This is a genomic window from uncultured Stenotrophomonas sp., assembly GCF_945952405.1.
In the GTDB taxonomy this organism is placed as follows: Bacteria; Pseudomonadota; Gammaproteobacteria; order Xanthomonadales; family Xanthomonadaceae; genus Stenotrophomonas.
This window is the reverse complement of the sequence record NZ_CAMFIA010000009.1, coordinates 83,950-103,571: the sequence shown is the minus strand read 5'-3', so window position 1 is coordinate 103,571 and position 19,622 is coordinate 83,950. Positions and strand designations below refer to the sequence as shown.

The 19,622-nt window shown below is 67.3% G+C and carries 17 protein-coding genes; 8 read left to right on the top strand and 9 right to left on the bottom strand.

Annotated features, from left to right (window positions below; genetic code table 11):
• The first annotated feature begins 66 nt into the window (after positions 1–66).
• Entirely contained in the window at positions 67–783 is a 717-nt protein-coding gene (locus Q0P60_RS11360) for a response regulator (RefSeq protein WP_294992997.1), read from the top strand.
• The gene (locus Q0P60_RS11355; protein ID WP_294992994.1) at positions 783–1,859 is read left to right on the top strand and encodes an ATP-binding protein; all 1,077 of its coding nucleotides are present in this window, start codon (positions 783–785) and stop codon (positions 1,857–1,859) included. Before Q0P60_RS11360 ends, Q0P60_RS11355 begins: the two co-directional genes overlap by 1 nt.
• On the opposite strand, the gene Q0P60_RS11350 is transcribed toward Q0P60_RS11355, so the two are convergent.
• From Q0P60_RS11350 to Q0P60_RS11340, 3 genes are all read right to left on the bottom strand, one after another.
• Positions 1,837–3,597, bottom strand: coding sequence for a DUF4105 domain-containing protein (locus Q0P60_RS11350; protein ID WP_294992991.1), 1,761 nt, complete (start codon positions 3,595–3,597; stop codon positions 1,837–1,839). The two genes, Q0P60_RS11355 and Q0P60_RS11350, sit on opposite strands and share 23 nt — an antisense overlap.
• Positions 3,598–3,733: 136 nt before the next feature.
• Entirely contained in the window at positions 3,734–4,033 is a 300-nt protein-coding gene (locus Q0P60_RS11345) for a DUF2388 domain-containing protein (protein ID WP_294992988.1), read from the bottom strand.
• 62 nt (positions 4,034–4,095) lie between these two features.
• Positions 4,096–5,484 (bottom strand): FAD-binding oxidoreductase, encoded by a 1,389-nt coding sequence (locus Q0P60_RS11340; protein ID WP_294992985.1) that lies wholly within the window; start codon positions 5,482–5,484, stop codon positions 4,096–4,098.
• A gap of 169 nt (positions 5,485–5,653) precedes the next feature.
• Here Q0P60_RS11340 and serA point away from each other — a divergent pair, with 169 nt between their 5' ends.
• Complete coding sequence (gene serA, locus Q0P60_RS11335) at positions 5,654–6,895, top strand: phosphoglycerate dehydrogenase (RefSeq protein WP_294992982.1); 1,242 nt, start codon at positions 5,654–5,656, stop codon at positions 6,893–6,895.
• Between the two features lie 75 nt (positions 6,896–6,970).
• Here serA and Q0P60_RS11330 read toward each other — a convergent pair whose 3' ends face one another.
• Positions 6,971–7,585: an NUDIX hydrolase gene (locus Q0P60_RS11330; RefSeq protein ID WP_294992979.1), complete on the bottom strand. Its 615-nt coding sequence runs from the start codon at positions 7,583–7,585 to the stop codon at positions 6,971–6,973.
• Positions 7,586–7,717: 132 nt separating this feature from the next.
• Between Q0P60_RS11330 and Q0P60_RS11325 the strand changes: the two genes are divergently transcribed.
• On the top strand, positions 7,718–9,193 hold the full coding sequence (locus Q0P60_RS11325) for an amino acid permease (RefSeq protein ID WP_294992975.1): 1,476 nt from the start codon (positions 7,718–7,720) through the stop codon (positions 9,191–9,193).
• 82 nt (positions 9,194–9,275) lie between these two features.
• A complete protein-coding gene (locus Q0P60_RS11320) occupies positions 9,276–10,703 on the top strand; it encodes an amino acid permease (protein ID WP_294992970.1) in 1,428 nt (475 codons plus the stop codon).
• Positions 10,704–11,332: 629 nt separating this feature from the next.
• On the opposite strand, the gene Q0P60_RS11315 is transcribed toward Q0P60_RS11320, so the two are convergent.
• On the bottom strand, positions 11,333–11,707 hold the full coding sequence (locus Q0P60_RS11315; protein ID WP_294992966.1) for a hypothetical protein: 375 nt from the start codon (positions 11,705–11,707) through the stop codon (positions 11,333–11,335).
• Between the two features lie 255 nt (positions 11,708–11,962).
• Positions 11,963–12,373, bottom strand: a complete 411-nt coding sequence (locus Q0P60_RS11310; protein WP_294992961.1) for a hypothetical protein — start codon at positions 12,371–12,373, stop codon at positions 11,963–11,965.
• A gap of 249 nt (positions 12,374–12,622) precedes the next feature.
• Here Q0P60_RS11310 and Q0P60_RS11305 point away from each other — a divergent pair, with 249 nt between their 5' ends.
• The 3 genes from Q0P60_RS11305 (at position 12,623) to mtnC (ending at position 14,613) form a co-directional block, all read left to right on the top strand.
• The gene (locus tag Q0P60_RS11305; RefSeq protein ID WP_294992958.1) at positions 12,623–13,264 is read left to right on the top strand and encodes a methylthioribulose 1-phosphate dehydratase; all 642 of its coding nucleotides are present in this window, start codon (positions 12,623–12,625) and stop codon (positions 13,262–13,264) included.
• Positions 13,265–13,356: 92 nt separating this feature from the next.
• Positions 13,357–13,914, top strand: a complete 558-nt coding sequence (locus Q0P60_RS11300; protein ID WP_294992956.1) for an acireductone dioxygenase — start codon at positions 13,357–13,359, stop codon at positions 13,912–13,914.
• 3 nt (positions 13,915–13,917) lie between these two features.
• On the top strand, positions 13,918–14,613 hold the full coding sequence (gene mtnC, locus Q0P60_RS11295; RefSeq protein WP_294992952.1) for an acireductone synthase: 696 nt from the start codon (positions 13,918–13,920) through the stop codon (positions 14,611–14,613).
• 76 nt (positions 14,614–14,689) lie between these two features.
• On the opposite strand, the gene Q0P60_RS11290 is transcribed toward mtnC, so the two are convergent.
• From Q0P60_RS11290 to Q0P60_RS11280, 3 genes are all read right to left on the bottom strand, one after another.
• Positions 14,690–17,308 (bottom strand): glycoside hydrolase family 2 protein, encoded by a 2,619-nt coding sequence (locus Q0P60_RS11290; protein ID WP_294992947.1) that lies wholly within the window; start codon positions 17,306–17,308, stop codon positions 14,690–14,692.
• Positions 17,309–17,403: 95 nt separating this feature from the next.
• Complete coding sequence (locus Q0P60_RS11285) at positions 17,404–18,630, bottom strand: AGE family epimerase/isomerase (RefSeq protein WP_294992943.1); 1,227 nt, start codon at positions 18,628–18,630, stop codon at positions 17,404–17,406.
• A complete protein-coding gene (locus Q0P60_RS11280) occupies positions 18,627–19,622 on the bottom strand; it encodes a carbohydrate kinase (RefSeq protein WP_294992940.1) in 996 nt (331 codons plus the stop codon). The genes Q0P60_RS11285 and Q0P60_RS11280 overlap by 4 nt, the downstream gene beginning before the upstream one ends.

Genomic DNA, 19,622 nt, shown 5'->3' with positions numbered 1-19,622 from the left:
ATGGGGTTTCGATGGAGGAAGTGTGGAGATACGATGGAGGCAAGCACCTTAAGGCCCCGCCCCTGCATGCATGCCTCCCCTGCCCTCGCCGCCCTCGTCCTGATCGTCGAGGATGAGGCCGAGATCGCCGACATTCTGACCGCCTACCTGGAACGCGAAGGACTGCGCACCCTGCGTGCCGCGGATGGCCACAGTGCCCTGGACCTGCACCGCAGCGCGCGCCCCGACCTGGTCCTGCTCGATGTGCAGCTGCCGCGCCTGGATGGCTGGAGCGTGCTGACCCAGCTGCGCCAGCGTGGCGAAACCCCGGTGATCATGCTGACCGCGCTGGACCAGGATCTGGACAAGCTGACCGCACTGCGGATGGGTGCCGACGACTACGTGGTCAAGCCGTTCAACCCGGCCGAGGTGGCTGCACGCGTGCGCGCGGTGCTGCGACGCACGCTGCGCGCGGCGCGCGTGGATGCCCCCAGTGCGCTGCGCGTGGGCCCGCTGCTGATCGATTCGGCCACCCATGCGGTGCATGTCGAGGGCGACGGCTACAGCCACGAGGTGCTGCTTACCCTCACCGAGTTCAAGCTGTTGCACTGCATGGCACTGGCGCCGACCCGCATCTTCAGCCGCAGCGAACTGATGCACGAGTGCCTGCCGGAAAGCGAGGCGCTGGAGCGCACTGTCGACAGCCATGTGAGCAAGCTGCGCCGCAAGCTGGATGAAGTCGGCATGCTCAACGTTCCAGCCAGCGTGCGCGGCGTCGGCTACCGGTTGATGGCTGACCGCTGATGGCTCCCCTGCGCCGTTCCGGGCTCAGTCGCCACATCATCGTCTCGATGTCGCTGATGGTGATTGGTGTCATCGTGATGATGATCCTGTCGTCGTGGCTGCTGTATGCCGTGCTGGTCGAGTTCTTCCCCGGCAGCGCCGAGGAACCGGAAAGCTGGCTGCCGACCGGGCCGGAGCTGGCATGGATGGTCGGGGTGATCCTGACCGGACTGGCACTGGCCATCGCCGCCTCGTTCCGGCTCGCCCATCGCATCCTGTCGCCCTTGAACTCGCTGGTGGACAGCGTGCGCGCGCTCGCCAGCGGTGACCTGGGCGCACGCGCCAACGTCGGGGAAAACTCGCCGGGCGAAGTGGCCACGCTGGTCGAGGATTTCAATGCGATGGCGCGCCGCCTGCAGCACATGGAGAGCGAGCGTGCGATGTGGCACGCGGCCATCGCCCACGAGTTGCGGACACCGGTCACGATCCTGCGTGGCCGCCTGCAGGGCCTGGCCGAGGGCGTGTTCCAGCCCGACGAATCGCAGTTCCGCAGCCTGCTTGCCCAGGTCGAGGGCCTGTCACGCCTGATCGAGGACCTGCGCGTGCTGAGCCTGTCCGACAATGCGCGGCTGGATGTGCGCCGCGCGCGTACCGATGTGGTCGCCGAAGTGCACTCGGTGATGACCCTGGTCGATCCGCAGTTCCGCGCCGCCGGCTTCGTGCTGGAACTGGAAACCAGCCGCGAGGAGCACAACGCGCACTGTGATCCGACCCGGCTGCGCCAGGCCCTGCTTGCACTGCTGGAGAACGCGCGCCGCTACGCCAGCCCGGGCAAGGTGCGGATTGCCGTGCATGACACGCCAGGCCACGTGCAGGTGGCGATTGAAGACGAAGGTCCGGGCATCGACCCGGCCCTGCACGCGGACATCTTCACTCCATTCATGCGTGCCGACGGCTCGCGCTCACGCCAGGGCGGTGGCAGCGGGCTGGGGCTTGCAGTGGTCAAGGCCATCGCCGATGCGCACGGCGGCCGCGTCTACTGCACGCCGGGCAGCGCCGGCGGCAGCCGTTTCGTCATCGAGCTGCCGCGCCAGTAGCCGCTGCCGCGGCCTGCTCGCGCAGATGCGCGCCGAGCATGGCCAGGTTGGCATCGATCGCCTCCATCTCGTTCCGCTGCTTCAGCGGCAGCTGCTGGCGCAGCTGCACACGCAGTGCCTGCCACGCCGGGACCGCCTGCGCACTGGCGCTCTGCACGGCATCCGCGAGAAGCGCCTGTTCATCGGCCAACGGCAACCCATAGCCGGCATCCTGCAGCAGCGCGCCAGGGCGCAGCCATTGCCCGCCCTGCTCCAGCAACGCGCGCAACTGGCGGGTTTCGGCGGCGTCCGGCGCCGCCAGCAGGCGACGCTTGAGCGCGTCGCGCGCGCGCAGTTCGGCGCGCCGTTGTGCGGCCTGCTCAAGCAGCAGCAGCCCGGCGCTGGCGCGCAGGTCGCCGCGCAGCAACCATGGCGCACGCTGCTGCGCAGGCAGCTTCAGCCAGTTCCGCACATCGCCCACCGGCAGGTCCAGCTGCGCGGCGGCGACGTCGAACAGCTGCTGGTAGTGGTCACGCGCGGAAGCGAAGTAATAGCCCTGCGCCTGCGCCGTGCTGCGATCGGCCAGCACCTGCGGGTCCAGCACGTGCAGCCGTGCCAGGCGCCGCTTCAGCCCACGCGGACTCAGCTGGGCCAGGCCGGCCTGCCCCAGCCGCGGCACGCCGGCCTGCAGCAGCTTGGCGGTTTCCACTGCACAGTTGTTGCTGACGAAGTAGTAGCGCCCGTCATAGCCCCAGTGCACCTGGGCGGTGCGCTCGAGCAGGCCGGCGATTTCGTCGCGCTGCAACTGCAGCGGCAGCGACTGCAACCCGCGCAGTTCCACCTTGGTGTACTCGTCCACCACCTGCTGCAGTGGCAGCACGAACAGGCGCGACGGATAGCCGCCGGTCAGCCCGCGCCAGTTGGAAATCTGCACATCGCCGACGAACGCGCGGAACGACAGTACACGGTGGTATTCCAGGTCCAACCGGCAGTCCGGCCCCGGCACCCGCCCCGGCCGGCACACCACCAGCCGCAGCATGCTGTGGCCCCAGCGGCTCATCGGCTGCGCGCTGCCCTCGGCGAACAGGTAGTCCACGGCGTAGACGCGCGCCGGATCGAGTTGCAGCAGCGACGCGGCGCCTTCGTCGGCTCCGGCCTGCAACAAGAGCAGCGACGCCGCGCAGTGCGCCTGCGGCAGCGACGGTGGCGCGCCGAAATGGGCCAGGTACCACTGCGCCAGGGCCGGGCGCCGGCAGGCGAATTCGCCATCGAGCACGAAATGCTCGGCGTTCACCGCCAGGTACTCGGCGGGGTTCTTCAGCTCGTAGCTGTCCGGGCTGCGATCACGGAACGCGTTGTCGCCACGACCGAGATGCCAGGGCTTGCGTTGCCAGCCGGCCAGGTCACGCCAGCGGGCGCTGCGCGACCAGTTCGCGCCGCCGCGGTCGGCAACATGGGTGAGTTCGTGCACCAGTGCAGCGCGCCGCGCACGGCGCGCGCCGGGCACCCCCTCTTCGAGCAGGTCACGGCGCAGCGTGATGCGGCCAGCGAAGGCGCGGCCATGCACCTCAGCAGGCAGTTCACTGCTCCAGCGTACCTGCACCTGCGCCGGCAACGCCCGCAGCAGTCCGTCCGGCAGCAGTGCCTGCACATCGGCCAGGGTCTGGCTGGCGAGCTGCTGCTGCGCCGGATCCAGGCCAGCCGGATCCAGCTGCAGGCGCTCGGCCGCATAGGTAGAGGGGATCAGCAGCCACGCCAATGCCGCGATCCACCCGCGCCGCCCCTGTAGAGCCGAGCCATGCTCGGCTGTTGTTGCGGTCCGCGCGCGCCGGGCATTGCGCCGAGCATGGCTCGGCTCTACAGAAGGCGATTCCGCGGGTGTCACGCGGCGAGGATCAGCGCGCCAGCAGCGTGCGCGCCAGTTCCAGGTCACTCTGCTGCTGCGCGGCGGCACTCTGCTGGCGCAGGTGCACCAGCGCGGCCTGCAGGCGTGCGCCGCGGATCTGGCCGTCGCTGGCAACGAAGGCGGCGGCATCATCGCGCGCGGCCTGCACCACCTTGTCGTCGCCCGAGCTGCTGGCCGAAGAGCCCGACGAAGCACCGGTCGCCGAACCGGCCGAGGTGCCGGCGAAGCTGGAAGCAAAGCCGGCCAGCGGCAGGGACAGCAGGGCGAGCAGCAGGAGCGGACGGGTCATCGGGTCGAGGCCAGTTGAGAAGAAGCGTGGAGCGTAACGGGTGCCCACGGTGTTTTTACCGCTCAAACGTCGAACAGCTTTCCGGGATTCAGCCGCGCTTGGGGATCGAACGCGCGTTTGACCGCCTTCATCAGGGCGATCTCGGCGGCACCGCGGGTGCTGTCCAGGTAGCCCTTCTTGACCAGGCCGATGCCATGCTCGGCCGAGATGCTGCCGTCGAACCGGGACAGCACCTGGGCCAGCAGCTTGGTCACCTGCTCGCATTGCGCCACGAAATCGGCGTCAGCGGTGTCGTCCGGCTTGAGCACGTTGATATGCAGGTTGCCGTCGCCGATATGGCCGAACCAGACCACGTCGAAGTGCGGATAGGCCTCGCCGATCAGCGCCTGGGTCTCGGCCAGGAACGCCGGCATCGCCGAGATCCGCACCGAGACATCGTTCTTGTAGGGCTTGTAGCGGGCAAGCGCTTCGGTGATGCCTTCGCGCAGGCGCCACAGCTGCGCCGCCTGGGCATCGCTGGCGCTGATCACGCCGTCGCTGACCCAGCCATTGCCCATGCAGTCCTCGAAGGCGGCCATCGCTGCGGCCTCCTGCGCCTCGTCATTGGCAGCGAACTCGGTGACCACGTAGTACGGGTGCACCTGGTCGAACGGCGCCTGCGCACCGTGGGCCAGCACGTGTTGCAGCGCCCGCTCGGTGAAGAACTCGAAGGCCTGCAGCTGCAGGCGCGCGCGGAACGCCGCGAACACCTGCATCAACACCTCGAAACTGGGCAGTGCCAGCAGCATCACGTTGCTGGCCGGCGGCGGATCGGTCAGCTTCAGCGTCGCCTCGACGATCACCCCCAGCGTCCCTTCCGAACCGATCATCAACTGGCGGAAGTCGTAGCCGCTGGAGTTCTTGATCAGGCCCTTGTTGAGTTCCAGCAGCTCGCCACCGGCGGTGACCACTTTCAGTCCAGCGATCCACTCGCGGGTGTTGCCATAGCGGATCACGCGGATGCCGCCGGCGTTGGTGGCGATGTTGCCGCCGATCGAACATGACCCGCGGGCGGCGAAATCGACCGGATAGATCAGGCCATGATCCAGCGCCGCGTTGTGCACTGCCTCCAGCGGCATGCCGGCCTGCACCACCAGGGTGCGATCGACCGCATCGTAGGCCAGCGCCTTGTTCATCCTTTCCAGGCTGAGCACCAGCTCGCCGTGGGCCGCCACCGCACCTCCGGACAAGCCGGTGCGGCCGCCCGAGGGCACCACCGCCACGCCCTCGGCCGCACTCCAGCGCATCACCGCCTGCACCTCATCGACCGTGGCCGGCAGCGCGATCGCCAGCGGCGCCGGCGTCCAGCGACGGGTCCAGTCGCGCCCGTAATGCTCCAGGTCGGCCGGGTCGGTCTTCAGCTTCAGGCCGGGACAGGCCTGCTGCAGCGAGGCAATGCGGGAATCGGTCATGACGGTCCAGCGCGGTGCGTGAAGAGCAGGCAAGCGTGCCAGTGGCACGTCCCAGCGTCCAGCCCCGCCCCATTGCAGATGGCTACGGATGCAACCAATTGCGCACTGCACCATGGGCGCGGCGATCTGGCATAGTGGTCAGCCCCTGTCCCACTGGCCGTGCTGCCCCATGTCGCCGAAGAAGACCTCGTTCCCGAAGCAGGATATCCGCGTGCTGTTGCTGGAGGGGGTCAGCCAGACCGCCGTGGAGGTGTTCAGCGCCGCCGGCTACAGCCAGATCGAAGCGCACACCAAAGCGCTGCCCGAGGACGAACTGAAGGCGCGCATTGCCGAGGCGCACATCGTCGGCATCCGTTCGCGCACCCAGCTCAGCGCCGAGGTGCTGGCCGAAGCCAAGCGCCTGATCGCGGTGGGCTGCTTCTGCATCGGCACCAACCAGGTGGACCTGGACGCGGCTGAGCTGGCCGGCATCCCGGTCTTCAACGCCCCCTATTCCAACACCCGCAGCGTGGCCGAGCTGGTGATCGCCGAAGCGATCATGCTGACCCGCGGCATCCCACAGAAGAACGCCGAATGCCATCGTGGTGGCTGGTCGAAATCGGCCAACGGCAGCCATGAAGTGCGCGGCAAGACCCTGGGCATCATCGGTTACGGCCACATCGGCACCCAGGTCGGCGTGCTGGCCGAGGCGCTGGGCATGCAGGTGATCTTCCACGACGTGGAAACCAAGCTGGCGCTGGGCAACGCGCGCGCGGCGGCGAGCCTGGACGACCTGCTGGCGCGTGCCGACATCGTCACCCTGCATGTGCCGGAGACCCCGTCCACGCAGTGGATGATCGGCAGCACCGAGCTGGCCAGGATGCGCAAGGGCGCGCACCTGATCAACGCCGCCCGCGGCACCGTAGTCGACATCGCCGCGCTGGATGCGGCACTGGCCAGCGAGCACCTGGGCGGCGCCGCGCTGGACGTGTTCCCGGTCGAGCCGAAGGGCAACGGCGATATCTTCGAATCGCCGCTGACCCGCCACGACAACGTGATCCTGACCCCGCACGTGGGCGGCAGCACGCTGGAAGCGCAGGACAACATCGGCGTGGAAGTGGCGGCCAAGCTGGTGCGCTACAGCGACAACGGCAGCACCCTGTCGGCGGTCAACTTCCCGGAAGTGACGCTGCCCGAGCACGCCGACAGCCTGCGCCTGCTGCACATCCACCAGAACGTGCCGGGCGTGCTGTCGCGGGTCAACGAGATCTTCTCGCGCCACAACGTCAACATCGACGGCCAGTTCCTGCGCACCGACCCGAAGGTGGGCTACGTGGTGATCGACATCACCGCCAGCGAAGAGCAGGCCGCCGCCGTACGCGACGAGCTGGCCGCCATCCCCGGCACCCTGCGCACCCGCATCCTCTACTGACCCAAAAAGGGGACGGAGGGGATTAAGTCGTTTGTGGCACAAACGACTTAATCCCCTCCGTCCCCTTTTTTCAGTTCAGCGGGCCAGCCAGCGGCGCGCCATGCGCTGCAGGGATTCGTCGGCGTGCGGGTCATCGGCAATCGCGCTGACCGGCCGCCAGGCCAGGTCCAGCGATTCCTCGCTGAGCACCACCTCCTCGCCACCCAGCGCCCGGATCACGAACCGCACGTCGTAATGCCAGTGCCCCGGCACCTCCTTGCGCTCCGGAATCCAGTGCTTGTCGAGGTCGTAGATGGCCGGGTCTTCCAGCACCAGGCCCGCCAGGCCCGATTCCTCTTCGGCTTCCTTCAACGCCACCCGGGCCAGATCGCGGTCGCCGTCGGCGTGGCCGCCCAGCTGCAGCCAGCGCTGCAGCTTGCGGTGGTGGGTCAGCAGCAGGCGCTGGCCGTCGGCACTGACCAGCCAGCAGCTGGCGGTGAAGTGGCCGGCCAGGCGCTCGCGGCGGAACGGATCTTCCGGATCGTCCAGCAATGTGCCGAATTCGGCAGCCAGCGCGTCGTGGGCCGGCTCACGGCGGGCATAGTCCCGCAACAGGCCACGCAGGCGATCGTCAAGCACGGCAAGGGTTTCGGCGGTCTGGCTCATGAATGGGCGGGGTCTGGAAAAATACTGCTCATTATCGCCGTTCATTGTTGCGATTGCGCTTGTGCGTTGGCTTCAGCTTTGGCTAAGGTACAGCGGGCCGTTCGCGCGGCCTTCACCATTCAAGGCGACCGGCAACGTATCGGCCGCCCACTCCATCCGATCACTAGGAAGTACTGCATGCTGAAAGCTCTGTTGAGGGTCAAGCCGGTCCAACCGGCCGGGCACGTCGATGCCGGCGAACCCATCGAAGGCAGCCTGGACGGCGAAGCCACGTTGAAACGGACCCTCACGGCTAAACACCTCATCCTGCTTGGCGTGGGTGCGGTGATCGGCGCTGGTATCTTCGTGCTGACCGGCCAGGCCGCGGCCAACCACGCCGGCCCGGCAGTGATGCTGTCGTTCGTGCTGGCCGGCTTCGCCTGCGCCCTGGCGGGCCTGTGCTACGCCGAGTTCGCGGCGATGATGCCGGTCTCCGGCAGCGCCTACTCCTACTCCTACGCCACCCTCGGCGAAGGCATGGCCTGGTTCATCGGCTGGTGCCTGGTGCTGGAATACCTGTTCGCCTCGGCCTCCGTCGCGGTGGGCTGGTCGGCGTACCTGATCAGCTTCATCACCACCACGCTGCACATGCCGTTCCCGGACCTGCTCAGTGCAGCGCCCATCGCCTGGACCGGCAGCGAGTTCGAATCGTCCGGCAAGCTGTTCAACCTGCCGGCGGTGCTGATCGTGGCGGCGGTGTCCGGCCTGCTGTACGTGGGCGTGACCCAGTCGGCCTTCGTCAACGCGATCATCGTGGCGATCAAGGTCACCGTCATCTGCCTGTTCATCGGCATCGGCGCGGCCCACATCGACCCGGCCAACTGGCACCCGTTCATTCCGGAAAACACCGGCGTGCCGGGTGAGTTCGGCTGGAGCGGCATCTTCCGCGCGGCCACCATCGTGTTCTTCGCCTACATCGGCTTCGACGCGGTCTCCACCGCGGCCGGCGAGACCAAGGACCCGCAGCGCAACATGCCGATCGGCCTGCTCGGCTCGCTGGCCGTGTGCACCATCGTCTACATCATCGTCTGCGCGGTGCTGACCGGCATGATGCCGTACCACCTGCTGGGCACCGACAAGCCGGTGGCCACCGCCCTCGAGCCCTACCCGACCCTGGCCTGGCTGAAGACCCTGGTCGAGATCGGCGCCATCGCCGGCCTGTCCTCGGTGGTGCTGGTGATGATGATGGGCCAGACCCGCATCGCCTACACCATCTCGCGCGACGGCCTGCTGCCGAAGTTCTTCGGCAAGGTCCACGCCCGCTTCCGCACCCCGTACTGGGCCACGATCGTGGTCGGCGTAATCGCCGCCGCGCTGGCCGGCCTGGTGCCGTTGAACGTGCTCGGCGAGCTGGTCTCGATGGGGACCCTGCTGGCCTTCGCCACGGTCTGCATCGGCGTGCTGGTGCTGCGCTATACCCGGCCGGAACTGCATCGCCCGTTCCGCGTGCCGGCGGTGTGGATCATCTGCCCGCTCGGCGCGGCCACCTGCCTGTTCCTGTTCTGGCAGGCGTTCGTGGTGCACTGGCACCTGTTCGTCGGCTGGACGCTGCTCGGCCTGCTGATCTACCTGGGCTACGGCATCCGCAACAGCAAGCTGGCCAAGTCCCCCTGATCCGCCTACGGGCCGGCCTTGCGCCGGCCCGTCCGTTTTCCCCGCGCGCCGGATGCGGCGCGCTTCGACAAGACCACCACACATGTTCAAGCAACTGTGGGCCACCAAGCACCCGCATGCCGCCCATGAAGACGCCAACGGCCTGAGCCTGCGCCGCCACCTCGGCCCCTGGGGGCTGACCGCCCTCGGCATCGGCGCGGTGATCGGCGGCGGCATCTTCGTCATCACCGGCCAGGCTGCCGCCAACCACGCCGGCCCGGCGATCATGCTGTCCTTCGTGCTGGCCGCCATCTGCTGCGCCTTCTGCGCACTGGCCTACGCCGAGTTCGCCTCGATGGTGCCGGTCTCCGGCAGCGCCTACACCTACACCTACGCCACCTTCGGCGAGCTCTCGGCCTGGTTCATCGGCTGGATGCTGGTGCTCGAGTACGGGGTCTCGGCGTCGGCGGTCGCGGTCAGCTGGACCGGCTACTTCCTCAGCCTGCTCAGCCAGTTCGACATCCATCTCCCCGCCGCGCTGGTCAGTGCCCCGCTGGACGCACAGCTGCGCCCGACCGGCGCGATCGCCAACCTGCCGGCCGCTGCGCTGGTGCTGCTGCTCACCTGGCTGTGCTACGTCGGCATCAGCAAGTCCTCGGCCATGAACATGGCGATGGTCGTGCTGAAGACCGGCCTGATCGTGCTGGTCATCGTGGTCGGCTGGAAATACGTGGACACCAGCAACTGGACCCCGTTCATCCCGGCCAACGAAGGCCCGGGCAAGTACGGCATGGAAGGCGTACTGCGTGGCGCGGCCATGGTGTTCTTCGCCTACATCGGCTTCGAGGCGGTGTCGGTGGCGGCGCAGGAATCGAAGAACCCGCAGCGCGACATGCCGATCGGCATGATGCTGTCGCTGGTGGTCTGCACCGTGCTGTACATCGCGATGGCGGCGGTGATGACCGGCCTGGTGCCGTTCCAGCTGCTGGGTACCGACGAGCCGGTGGTGACCGCGGTGGCCGCGCATCCGCAGCTGGGCTGGCTGCGCTGGGTGGTCGAGGTCGGTGCACTGGTCGGCCTGTCCTCGGTGGTGCTGGTGATGATCATCGGCCAGCCGCGCATCTTCATGATCATGGGCCGCGACGGCCTGCTGCCGCCGGTGTTCACCAAGATCCATCCGAAGTACCGCACCCCGCACATCAACACGGTGATCACCGGTATCGGCATCGCGCTGCTGGCGGCGCTGTTCCCGCTGGACATCCTCGGCGAACTGACTTCGATGGGCACACTGATCGCGTTCGCCGCGGTCTGCGCCGGCGTGCTGATCCTGCGCCGCACCCAGCCGGACCTGCCGCGTCCGTTCCGCATGCCGATGGCGTGGCTGATCTGCAGCCTGGGCGTACTCAGCTGCCTGGCCCTGCTGTCGGCGATGACGATGCACAACTGGATGCTGATGGGCGTGTGGACCTTCGTCGGCTTCGTGATCTATTTCTGCTACGGCTTCAGGCACAGTCGCCTGCGGGTGAAGTAGGGTTTTTTGCATTGCATGGCCTGCGGCCCTGCACCCGCTGGAGCAACGTCAACAGCAACAGCTGGACTGAGAGCCTGACGGGACGGGTTGGGTTCGCGGGGGGACGCCGTGAATCCGTCCCAGGGGATTGGCCGCGGCATGCATGCCGCGGACACCCCCGCGAACCCAACCCGCCCCACCTCCGACGTCCGCTGGCGCGTGCAGTAAATCCACGTTGGTGGGTGTCGACCTTGCAGTAGATCCACGTTGGTGGGTGTCGACCTTGGTCGACACGGTAGATCCGCGCCATGCGTGGATGAGGGTCATTGCCAGCGACCAAGGCGCCCGACGATGATCATCTGCGGCCAAACCAGAGGGTTTTCTGTATCCAGCCTGCGCCCCCCATGCAGCCCATGAAGTGCTCGTAGTTCTGCTTGGCGTTGACGTCCACGGTGTGGCGTTTGGTCCTGGGCATCATCATCTTTCGGTCGCACAACCGCCGGTCAACAGCGCAAGCGCCGCCGCAACGGCCATTCGCATGCACATCCCCATCGCCATCGTTCTTTCCCTGCCATGTCGCGGCATCACTGCGCCGCGTCCGGTTTCGTCGTAATCGGTCGAGCCGCTGCCGTCCGCTGTACCGCTCTCGGCTAGCGGCGGTTGAACCAGATGAGCTGCTGCTGCCAGCCGGCACCGGCCATGCAGTCACCGAACTCGCTGCTGCGGTCGGAGGCATTGACGTCGACGATGTAGCTCTCCAGTTTCGGCATCGGCACCAGGTTGTACTTGCCGTCAATGGCGCAGACTTCATCGATCCTGCAAGGCACCCGCTGGTCCTCGTAGACCGTGCGCGTGGCCACTTCGTTCCGTACCGGCCAGTGCTCGCCGGCCTGGGCCCGGCACCCCGCGTGGGTGGCACCGAACGGCGGTGCCGCTGCATCCATCCTCACCCATTCCATCGCGCAGCCACTGCTGGCCAGCACGACACTGATCACCCCCATCACCACCATCGCGCGCGTGATCATCGTAGTTCTCCTGTCCTTGATGCTTGTCGGAACTCCTGCGGCACTTCGATGGTGTTTGGCGACAGCAAGACTGTCCACGACCGGAATCGCTTCCAGCGCGAGCGCTGGCCTCCCCATTCAGCCAGCGCTTGGCTTGCCCCGATCCAAACCCTGGCCGCTGTCTTCCAGCGCCGGTCAACAGCGCAAGCCCCGCAGCAACGGCCATCCGCAGGCACATTCCCATCCACACTCCCCTTTCCCTGTGATGCTGCGGCATCAATGCGATGTCTCCGCTTTCGGCTGCCACAGCCAGCGTTCCTGTTCCGACCAGCCCCAGTACCACATGCAACTTGTGTACGCGCCACGGCGACTGCTCTGGTTGACATCCATCACGTAGCTCTCGATTTCCGGCTGCTGCACCCGGTTGTACTTTCCATCCACGTCGCACTTGCTCTTGTCATCTTCCCTGCACTTCTCCAGCTTCTCCACATACACAGTTCGCGTGGCCACTTCATTCTTCACCGGCCACTGCCCGTTCGACTCCGTAGCGCAGTAATCGGTCGAGTAGCTGTAATCCGCCGCGTTCGCGCGCGGCACCCACTCGGTCACGCAACCGCTGGTGGACACCACCACCAGGCCCATCGCCGCACACGCAAGCAGCCTGTACCGCACCGTCTTCCTTTCCATGGCAGCCCCCTTTCATCAGTGCCGCTTCGATCGTGGCGGTGATGCTTCAGCCTTGTCCACGCCCGGAATCGCTTTCATCAAAGAAGGCCAAACGCCTGTTCATCTACCGGCAGGTCTGCCTCGATCCAAGTGCCAGCGACATCCCGATCACGGAGCGAGCGCAACGCCCCGCGCCAGTCAGTCGCAGATTCTGATTCTCCCCCGCCAGGAGGGGCTCAGCCGCTGGTCGAATCCAGTAAAATCGCCAGCATGAACGCCCCCACCTTCCCGTACGACACCGCGCGCCTGAGCGAACTGGCCCAGCTGCTGATCGACAACGTCCGCGAGCTGGCCCACGCCGGCTGGACCCCGGCCACCAGCAGCAACTTCTCCCACCGCCTGGACGACCGCCACGCCGCGATCACCGTCTCCGGCAAGGACAAGGGCCGCCTGATCGAGGACGACATCATGGTGGTGGACTTCGACGGCCTGGCCGTCGGCCGGCCGCTGCGCCCGTCCGCCGAGACTCTGCTGCACACCCAGCTGTACCGGCGCTTCCCGGACATCGGCTGTGTGCTGCACACCCATTCGCCGGTGCAGACCGTTGCCTCGCGCCTGTACGCGGCGCAGGGCCACATCCGCCTGGAAGGCTACGAGCTGCTGAAGGCCTTCGCCGGCAACAGCACCCACGAGATGGCCATCGACGTGCCGGTGTTCGCCAACACCCAGGACATGAACGTGCTCTCGGCGCAGGTCGATGACCTGCTCGACCGGCAGACCCTGTGGGGCTATCTGATCGACGGTCACGGCCTGTATGCCTGGGGCCGCGACATGGCCGAGGCGCGCCGCCACCTGGAAGCCTTCGAGTTCCTGTTCCACTGCGAGCTGGAACTGCGCAAGCTGCGCCGCTGAACCCACGCGCCGGTGCAGATGCCGATACGGAATCTGCGCCGGGTCGCCACCCTGCTACCCTGTCTTTCCCCCGAGACGTTCAAGCTGCCGCCATGAGCCGACTGCGCATCTACGACGACACCCGCCCCGAATCCCCGCTGCTGGACACCCAGGACGGCGCGGTCATCGCTGCCGAGCTGCACAAGATCGGCGTCACCTTCGAGCGCTGGCAGGCCACTGCACCGGTCGCACCGGGTGCCAGCCAGGATGAAGTGTTCGCCGCTTACCGCGCCGACATCGACCGCCTGGTTGCCGAGCGCGGCTTCAAGAGCGTGGACGTGGCCTCGATCGCCCCGGACAACCCGAACCGCGCCGAGCTGCGCAGGAAGTTCCTCGACGAGCACTTCCACAAGGAAGACGAGGTGCGCTTCTTCGTCGCAGGTTCCGGCCTGTTCACCCTGCACGTGGGCGACAAGGTCTATGAGATCGAGTGCGTGAAGGACGACCTGATCGCCGTACCCGATGGCACCACCCACTGGTTCGACATGGGCGATGAGCCGAGCTTCGTGGCGATCCGCTTCTTCACCGAGCCGGATGGCTGGGTCGGTCACTTCACCGGCACCGACATCGCGCAGAAATTCCCCCGCTACATTCCGACCCAGGCGTCCTGATCCATGCAGCCCCGCGTCATCCTGACCGATATCGAAGGCACCACCAGCAGCATTTCGTTCGTCAAGAACGTGCTGTTCCCCTATGCCCGCCAGGCATTGCCGGCGTTCGTCGCCGAGCACGGCCAGCAGCCGGAGGTCCGCCGCTGGCTGGATGCGGTGGCCACCGAGATCGGTGGCGCCTGCCAGGACAGCCTGGTGGCCGAAACGTTGCAGGGCTGGATCGACCAGGACCGCAAGCACACCGCGCTGAAGGCGCTGCAGGGGCTGATCTGGGACGCCGGCTACCGCCGCGGCGACTACACCGCGCACTTCTATCCGGAAGTGGCGCCGGTGCTGAAGGGCTGGCACGCCGCCGGCCTGCCGCTGTACGTGTACTCCTCCGGTTCGGTGCCGGCGCAGAAGCTGTTCTTCGGTTTCAGCGATGCCGGTGACCTCAGCCCGCTGGTGTCGGGCTGGTTCGATACCGAGATCGGTGGCAAGCGTGACGCCGACAGCTACCGCCGCATCGTGCAGGCGATCGGCGTGCCGGCCGGCGAGATCCTGTTCCTGTCCGACGTGGTCGAGGAACTGGACGCCGCCCGCGAAGCCGGCCTGCAGACCCGTCTGATCGACCGCCTCGACGACTACCCGCTGCCGCGCACCGGCCAGGCCGCCAACGGCCACGACCGCGTCGAGAACTTCCAGCAGATCCAGCTGTAGGCAAACAAAAAGGGGACGGAGGGGATTAAGTCGTTTGTGCCACAAACGACTTAATCCCCTCCGTCCCCTTTTTTGCTCAGCGGTCGTTGAGGGTCTTCAGCTTCAGGGCTTCGCGCAGGGTGGCGAGGTCGACCGGGCCGCGTACGGCGATATCGCGGGTTTCACCCGGCAGCAGGTCCAGCAGGTTGTCTTCGACCTGTACGTCCAGCGCGCCGAAGTCGATCCACGCGGCGCGCACGAAACCGCTACTCTGCAGTCGCAGGCGGTAGTGGTCGCCGTCGAGGGTCAGCGCCGCCTTCAGCTTCTGCCGCGGCAGCACCTGCTCCCTGGCTTCGACGAAACCGACCACCTGGCGACCACTCACCCGGCCATCCTGTAGCAGTTCGAACACGGCCAGCGTACGCGTCGGGTCGGCACCGGCCAGCAGCGCCGCGTCACTGAAGTCGCCGATCGAGGTCACTCCCGCTGCCGCCAACGTCACCGCTTCCTCGCGGCGGCGCAGCACCTTGCCATCCACATCGATCACCTGCAGCCGCCAGCGCGCATCCTGCGCGGCACCATCGTTGAGCAGGTGCACCCGCGTGCTGCCTTCGTCGCGCAGCGCCGCCACCGCAACCGGCGCGAAGAAACGCCGCGCGGCAAAGTGCAACGCCTTCCAGCGACCGAAGTAGTCCACGCTGGACCATGAAGCACCCGGCCAGACATCGTTGAGCTGCCAGTACAGCGAGCCCATCGTGTACGGCCGCGAGGCACGGTGGTGCAGCGCGGCCAGCGCGATGCCGTCGGCCTGCATCACCTGGCTCAGGTACACGAAGTCCTCGAAGTCCTTCGGCGTGCCGTAGCCCAGCTCGATGTAGTGCAGCAGGCGGCTGTTGCCCTCGCCCGCCATGAATTTCTGGTGCGCGCGGATCACCGGGCTGTCGATGCGCTGCTCGGCACGGGTGGCGATCTGGTCCACCGTGGCCACCGACGGCCAGGCCTGCAGCCCGTACTCGGACATGAAGCGCGGCGTCTCGCGCAGATACGCCTGCACCGGCAGCGCCGGATTGCCCCACACCTGCCAATAGTGCTTGTCACCGCGGGTCGAATCATTGGCCTTGTCGTCCAGGTCGTTGCCCGGCGAACTGGACCAGTACGGAACACCCAAGCCCTCTTCAGCCACTACCTGGCGCAGGTCATGACCGAACAGATCGACGTAGCCCTGCCAAACCCGGGCCGCGAATGCCGGATCGGCCGCCTTCAGGTCGCGGCCGTGGCCCCAGTCCTTCCAGGCGGTTTCCTCTTCGTTGTTGCCACACCACAGCACGATGCTGGGGTGGTGGCGCAGGCGGCGCACGTTGTCGCGGGCCTCGGCCACCACGTTTGCGCGGAACGCCGGCTCATAGCCGGGCTGCATGCCACCACCGAACATGAAGTCCTGCCAGACCAGCAACCCCAGCTCATCGGCGATATCGAAGAAGGCATCGTCCTCGTAGTAGCCACCGCCCCAGTTGCGCAGCATGTTCATGTTGGCATCGCGCGCGGCGGTCAGGACCTGCCGCAACCGCGCCGGATCCACACGCGCGGGGAAGGCGTCGAACGGAATGACGTTGGCGCCCTTGGCGAAGACCGGTACGCCATTGATGACGAAGGCAAAGCCCTGGCCGCCCTTGTCGTCCTTCTCGCGGCGCAGCTCGACCGTACGCAGGCCGATCCGCTGTTCGCGGACCTGGGTGGCGTCGGCGCCACCGTCCAGCCGTGCCTGGACCGTGTAGCGGTCCTGTGCGCCGTGGCCGACCGGCCACCAGCGCCGCGGCGTGACCAGTTGCACCGGCAGTTCAAGGCTGTTGTGGCCGGGTTTGAGCAGCACGCTGCGCTGCAGCCGGGCGACGCTGCGCCCCTCCGGATCGCGTACGTCCAGGTCAACCCGGGCCGAACCTGCGGCAGCACCCTGCTCCACCTGCAGCAGGACCGCCAGCGTTGCCTGCTGCGCGTCCAGTGCATCGGTGCGCACCGCCAGGTCGGTCACCCGATGCGCATCCCATGCCTGCAGATCCACGTTGCGCCAGACCCCGGCGGTGACATAGCGCGGGCCCCAGTCCCAACCGAAATGGTAGGCCGGCTTGCGCGCGAAGTTGCCGACCATCGCATCCTTCGGCTCGTCGCCATACGGCGACGGGTAGTTGCCGGCGATCTTGTGCGGCATCGCCTGCACGCCCGGCAACAGGGTACGGATCGGTGAGCGGAACACGATCCGCAGCTCATTGCCGGTGGCGCGCAGGCGGCCTTCCACGCGTGCATGCCAGCTGCGGTGTGCGTTGTCGGCGCGCAGCAACGGCTTGCCGTTGAGGCTGACCTCGGCATAGGTATCCAGCCCATCGAAGCGCAGTTCTGCATTCGGCCGGGCCAGCGTCGCGGCGTCCACATCGAAGCGCGCGCGGTACTCCCAGGCGGCCAGGCCGATCCATTGCAGCTCGCCCTCCGCCGCGCCGACGTAGGGATCACGGATCAGCGCGTGGGCCAGCAGGTCGGTATGCACGCTGCCTGGAACCTTCGCCGTGCGCCACTGCTGCAGGCCCGGATGCGCGGCGCCTTCGGCGTCGCCGGGCAGCATGCGGAATTCCCATTGCGCCTGCAGCGGCGCCGCAGCCACGGGCAGGGAAAGGGCTGCGACCAGCAGCAGGAGCAGACGGACAACGAGGGAAAGGCGATGCACGTGATGCTCCTGTTCTATCCGCCGGGCTGGGCCCGGCGCTACCGGTGTCGGCCTGCCAGGCATGGCCCGGCGCTACTGCATTGGCCGGGCATGCTTCAACGCACGACGTTCAGCACTTCGTAGCAGGCGCCCATCGTGTGGTAGTCGACCTTGCCGGCCGGGCTCTTCTCGTCGCTGTACTTGCGGTTGTCGGCATCGAGGATGCGGAACCACGCACCGTACCGGTGATCGACGAAGTGCTCCCACGAATATGCCCACAGGCGGTCGTACCACTGCCAGTAACGCTCATCGCCGGTACGCGCGGCCATCAGCGCGGCGGTGGCGAGGGTTTCTGCCTGTACCCAGAAGTACTTGTCGTCATCGCAGACGAAACTGTCGCCGCCGATCGCCGCCCCCTGCATGCCCGGCTGGCGGCGCGCTTCCGGTGCGAAACCGTAGTACAGACCACCACGGGCCTCGTCCCAGCTGCGCGCCACGGCCACGTCGAACAAGTGTTGCGCGGTCGGCAGCAGCCAGTCGGCCTGCACGTGGCGATCGAGGATCAGCAGCAGCTTGGCCCATTCGGTCTGATGCCCCGGCTGGAAGCCCCACGGACGGAACAGGTGCTTGGGATCATCCAGGTTGTAGTCCCAGTCGATCTCCCAGTTCACATCGTAATGTTCCCAGACCAGGCCACCAGCCTTGGCCGCCTGGCGACGGGTCATGTTGTCGGCCAGCTGCAGCGCGCGCTCAAGGTAGCGCTGCTCGCCGCTGGCCTCGAACGCAGCCAGCATCGCCTCGCACATGTGCATGTTGGCGTTCTGGCCACGGTAGCCGGTGAAGTTCCACTGGCCGTCGGCCTCGTCCTTGTACAGGCCGTGCTGCGGCTCCCAGAAGCGCGCCTCCAGCAGCTGCCAGGTCTCGTCCATCCATGCGCGCGCCTGCTCGACGCCGGCCTTCAGCGCGCAGCTGTAGGCCAGCAGCACGAACGCAACGCCGTAGCAGTGGTTCATGTCGTCCTCGACCTTGCCATCGCGCAGGGTCCAGGCATAGCCACCGGTTGCCGGGTTGCGGTGCACCTCACGCAGGTAGCGCACGCCGTGCTCGACCGCCTCGCGATACTCGGCATTGCCGAATTCGCGGTAGGCCATCGCATAGTCGAAGACGAAACGGGTGCTGCTCACCAGATGGCGATGGCTGGCATCGTAGATGCTGCCGTCATCACGGAAATAGTGGAAGAAGCCACCGTTCGGGTCGATGCAGCGCGGGTGGTAGAACGCCATCGTGTCGGCGATGTGCGCACGCAGGAAGGCGGGCGAACGGAAATCGGGCGAGGTGCTCATGCGGGAATGTCCTGTGCCTGCAGCAGTTGCTGCACTTCATCGAGCGAGGGCATCGCGGCGAACGCGCCCTTGCGGGTAACAGCCAGCGCACCGACGGCGGCTGCGAAGCGCAGCGTCGCGGTAATCGCTTCGGGGTCCTGGCAGAACGCAGCGAAGCCCGCACCGGCGCCGCCCCGCTCGAGCAGGCCGACCAGCACGCCACCGACGAACGCATCGCCGGCCGCGGTGGTGTCCACCGCGGCCACGCGGAAGCTGGAGACCGTGCCGTGGTTGTCGCGGGTATACCAGTGCAGCGTCGCCGCACCGTCGGTGACAATCACCCAGCGCGCCTGCGCAGCCAGCAGGCGCCGCAGCACCGCCGCCTCGCCATCGGCGCCGAGCGGGGCCGCCAGGTAGTCCAGCTCCTCGCGCGACAGCTTGACCAGGTCGGCCCGCTCCAGTGCCTGCCACAGGCGCGGCGCCGGATCGATGTCAATCGGCCACAGGGCCGGGCGCAGGTTGAGGTCGAGGCTGACCACCGCACCGGCGGCCCGCGCGCGGTCCATGCCGGCGAAGGTGGCTTCGGCGATGGCCGGCTCGGTCAGGCTGTTGGAGCAGACGTGGAAGCACTGCGCGCTGTCGAAGCACGCCGCCTGGAAATCGCTGTCACGGAACAGCAGGTCGGCCGCCGGCGGGCGGTAGAAACTGAAGCTGCGCTCGCCACCGGCATCGAGGGCGACAAAGGCCAGCGCGGTCTTGGCCGCGTCGGTGCGCGCGATGTAGTCGGTACCGACGCCGTGCTCGACCAGGCTGTCGGCCAGGAAGTCACCGAACATGTCACGGCCCAGCATGCCGACGAACTGGGTCTTCGCACCCAGCCGCGCGGCCGCCACGGCGACGTTGGCCGGCGCACCGCCGGCGTACTGCAGGAACGCGCGCGGGGTGTCGGCCGAGGCCGGCGGCTGCGCTAGTAGATCGATCAAAATTTCGCCGAAGCAGACAATGGCACCCAT

Bases quoted from the DNA above. Each gene is read 5' to 3' on its own strand.
- Q0P60_RS11360 (WP_294992997.1), top strand. From the start codon at position 67: ATGCATGCCTCCCCTGCCCTCGCCGCCCTCGTCCTGATCGTCGAGGAT.
- Q0P60_RS11355 (WP_294992994.1), top strand. From the start codon at position 783: ATGGCTCCCCTGCGCCGTTCCGGGCTCAGTCGCCACATCATCGTCTCG.
- Q0P60_RS11345 (WP_294992988.1), bottom strand. From the start codon at position 4,033: ATGACCCGTCCGCTCCTGCTGCTCGCCCTGCTGTCCCTGCCGCTGGCC.
- Q0P60_RS11340 (WP_294992985.1), bottom strand. From the start codon at position 5,484: ATGACCGATTCCCGCATTGCCTCGCTGCAGCAGGCCTGTCCCGGCCTG.
- serA (WP_294992982.1), top strand. From the start codon at position 5,654: ATGTCGCCGAAGAAGACCTCGTTCCCGAAGCAGGATATCCGCGTGCTG.
- Q0P60_RS11330 (WP_294992979.1), bottom strand. From the start codon at position 7,585: ATGAACGGCGATAATGAGCAGTATTTTTCCAGACCCCGCCCATTCATG.
- Q0P60_RS11325 (WP_294992975.1), top strand. From the start codon at position 7,718: ATGCTGAAAGCTCTGTTGAGGGTCAAGCCGGTCCAACCGGCCGGGCAC.
- Q0P60_RS11320 (WP_294992970.1), top strand. From the start codon at position 9,276: ATGTTCAAGCAACTGTGGGCCACCAAGCACCCGCATGCCGCCCATGAA.
- Q0P60_RS11315 (WP_294992966.1), bottom strand. From the start codon at position 11,707: ATGATCACGCGCGCGATGGTGGTGATGGGGGTGATCAGTGTCGTGCTG.
- Q0P60_RS11310 (WP_294992961.1), bottom strand. From the start codon at position 12,373: ATGGAAAGGAAGACGGTGCGGTACAGGCTGCTTGCGTGTGCGGCGATG.
- Q0P60_RS11305 (WP_294992958.1), top strand. From the start codon at position 12,623: ATGAACGCCCCCACCTTCCCGTACGACACCGCGCGCCTGAGCGAACTG.
- Q0P60_RS11300 (WP_294992956.1), top strand. From the start codon at position 13,357: ATGAGCCGACTGCGCATCTACGACGACACCCGCCCCGAATCCCCGCTG.
- mtnC (WP_294992952.1), top strand. From the start codon at position 13,918: ATGCAGCCCCGCGTCATCCTGACCGATATCGAAGGCACCACCAGCAGC.
- Q0P60_RS11285 (WP_294992943.1), bottom strand. From the start codon at position 18,630: ATGAGCACCTCGCCCGATTTCCGTTCGCCCGCCTTCCTGCGTGCGCAC.
- Q0P60_RS11280 (WP_294992940.1), bottom strand. From the start codon at position 19,622: ATGGGTGCCATTGTCTGCTTCGGCGAAATTTTGATCGATCTACTAGCG.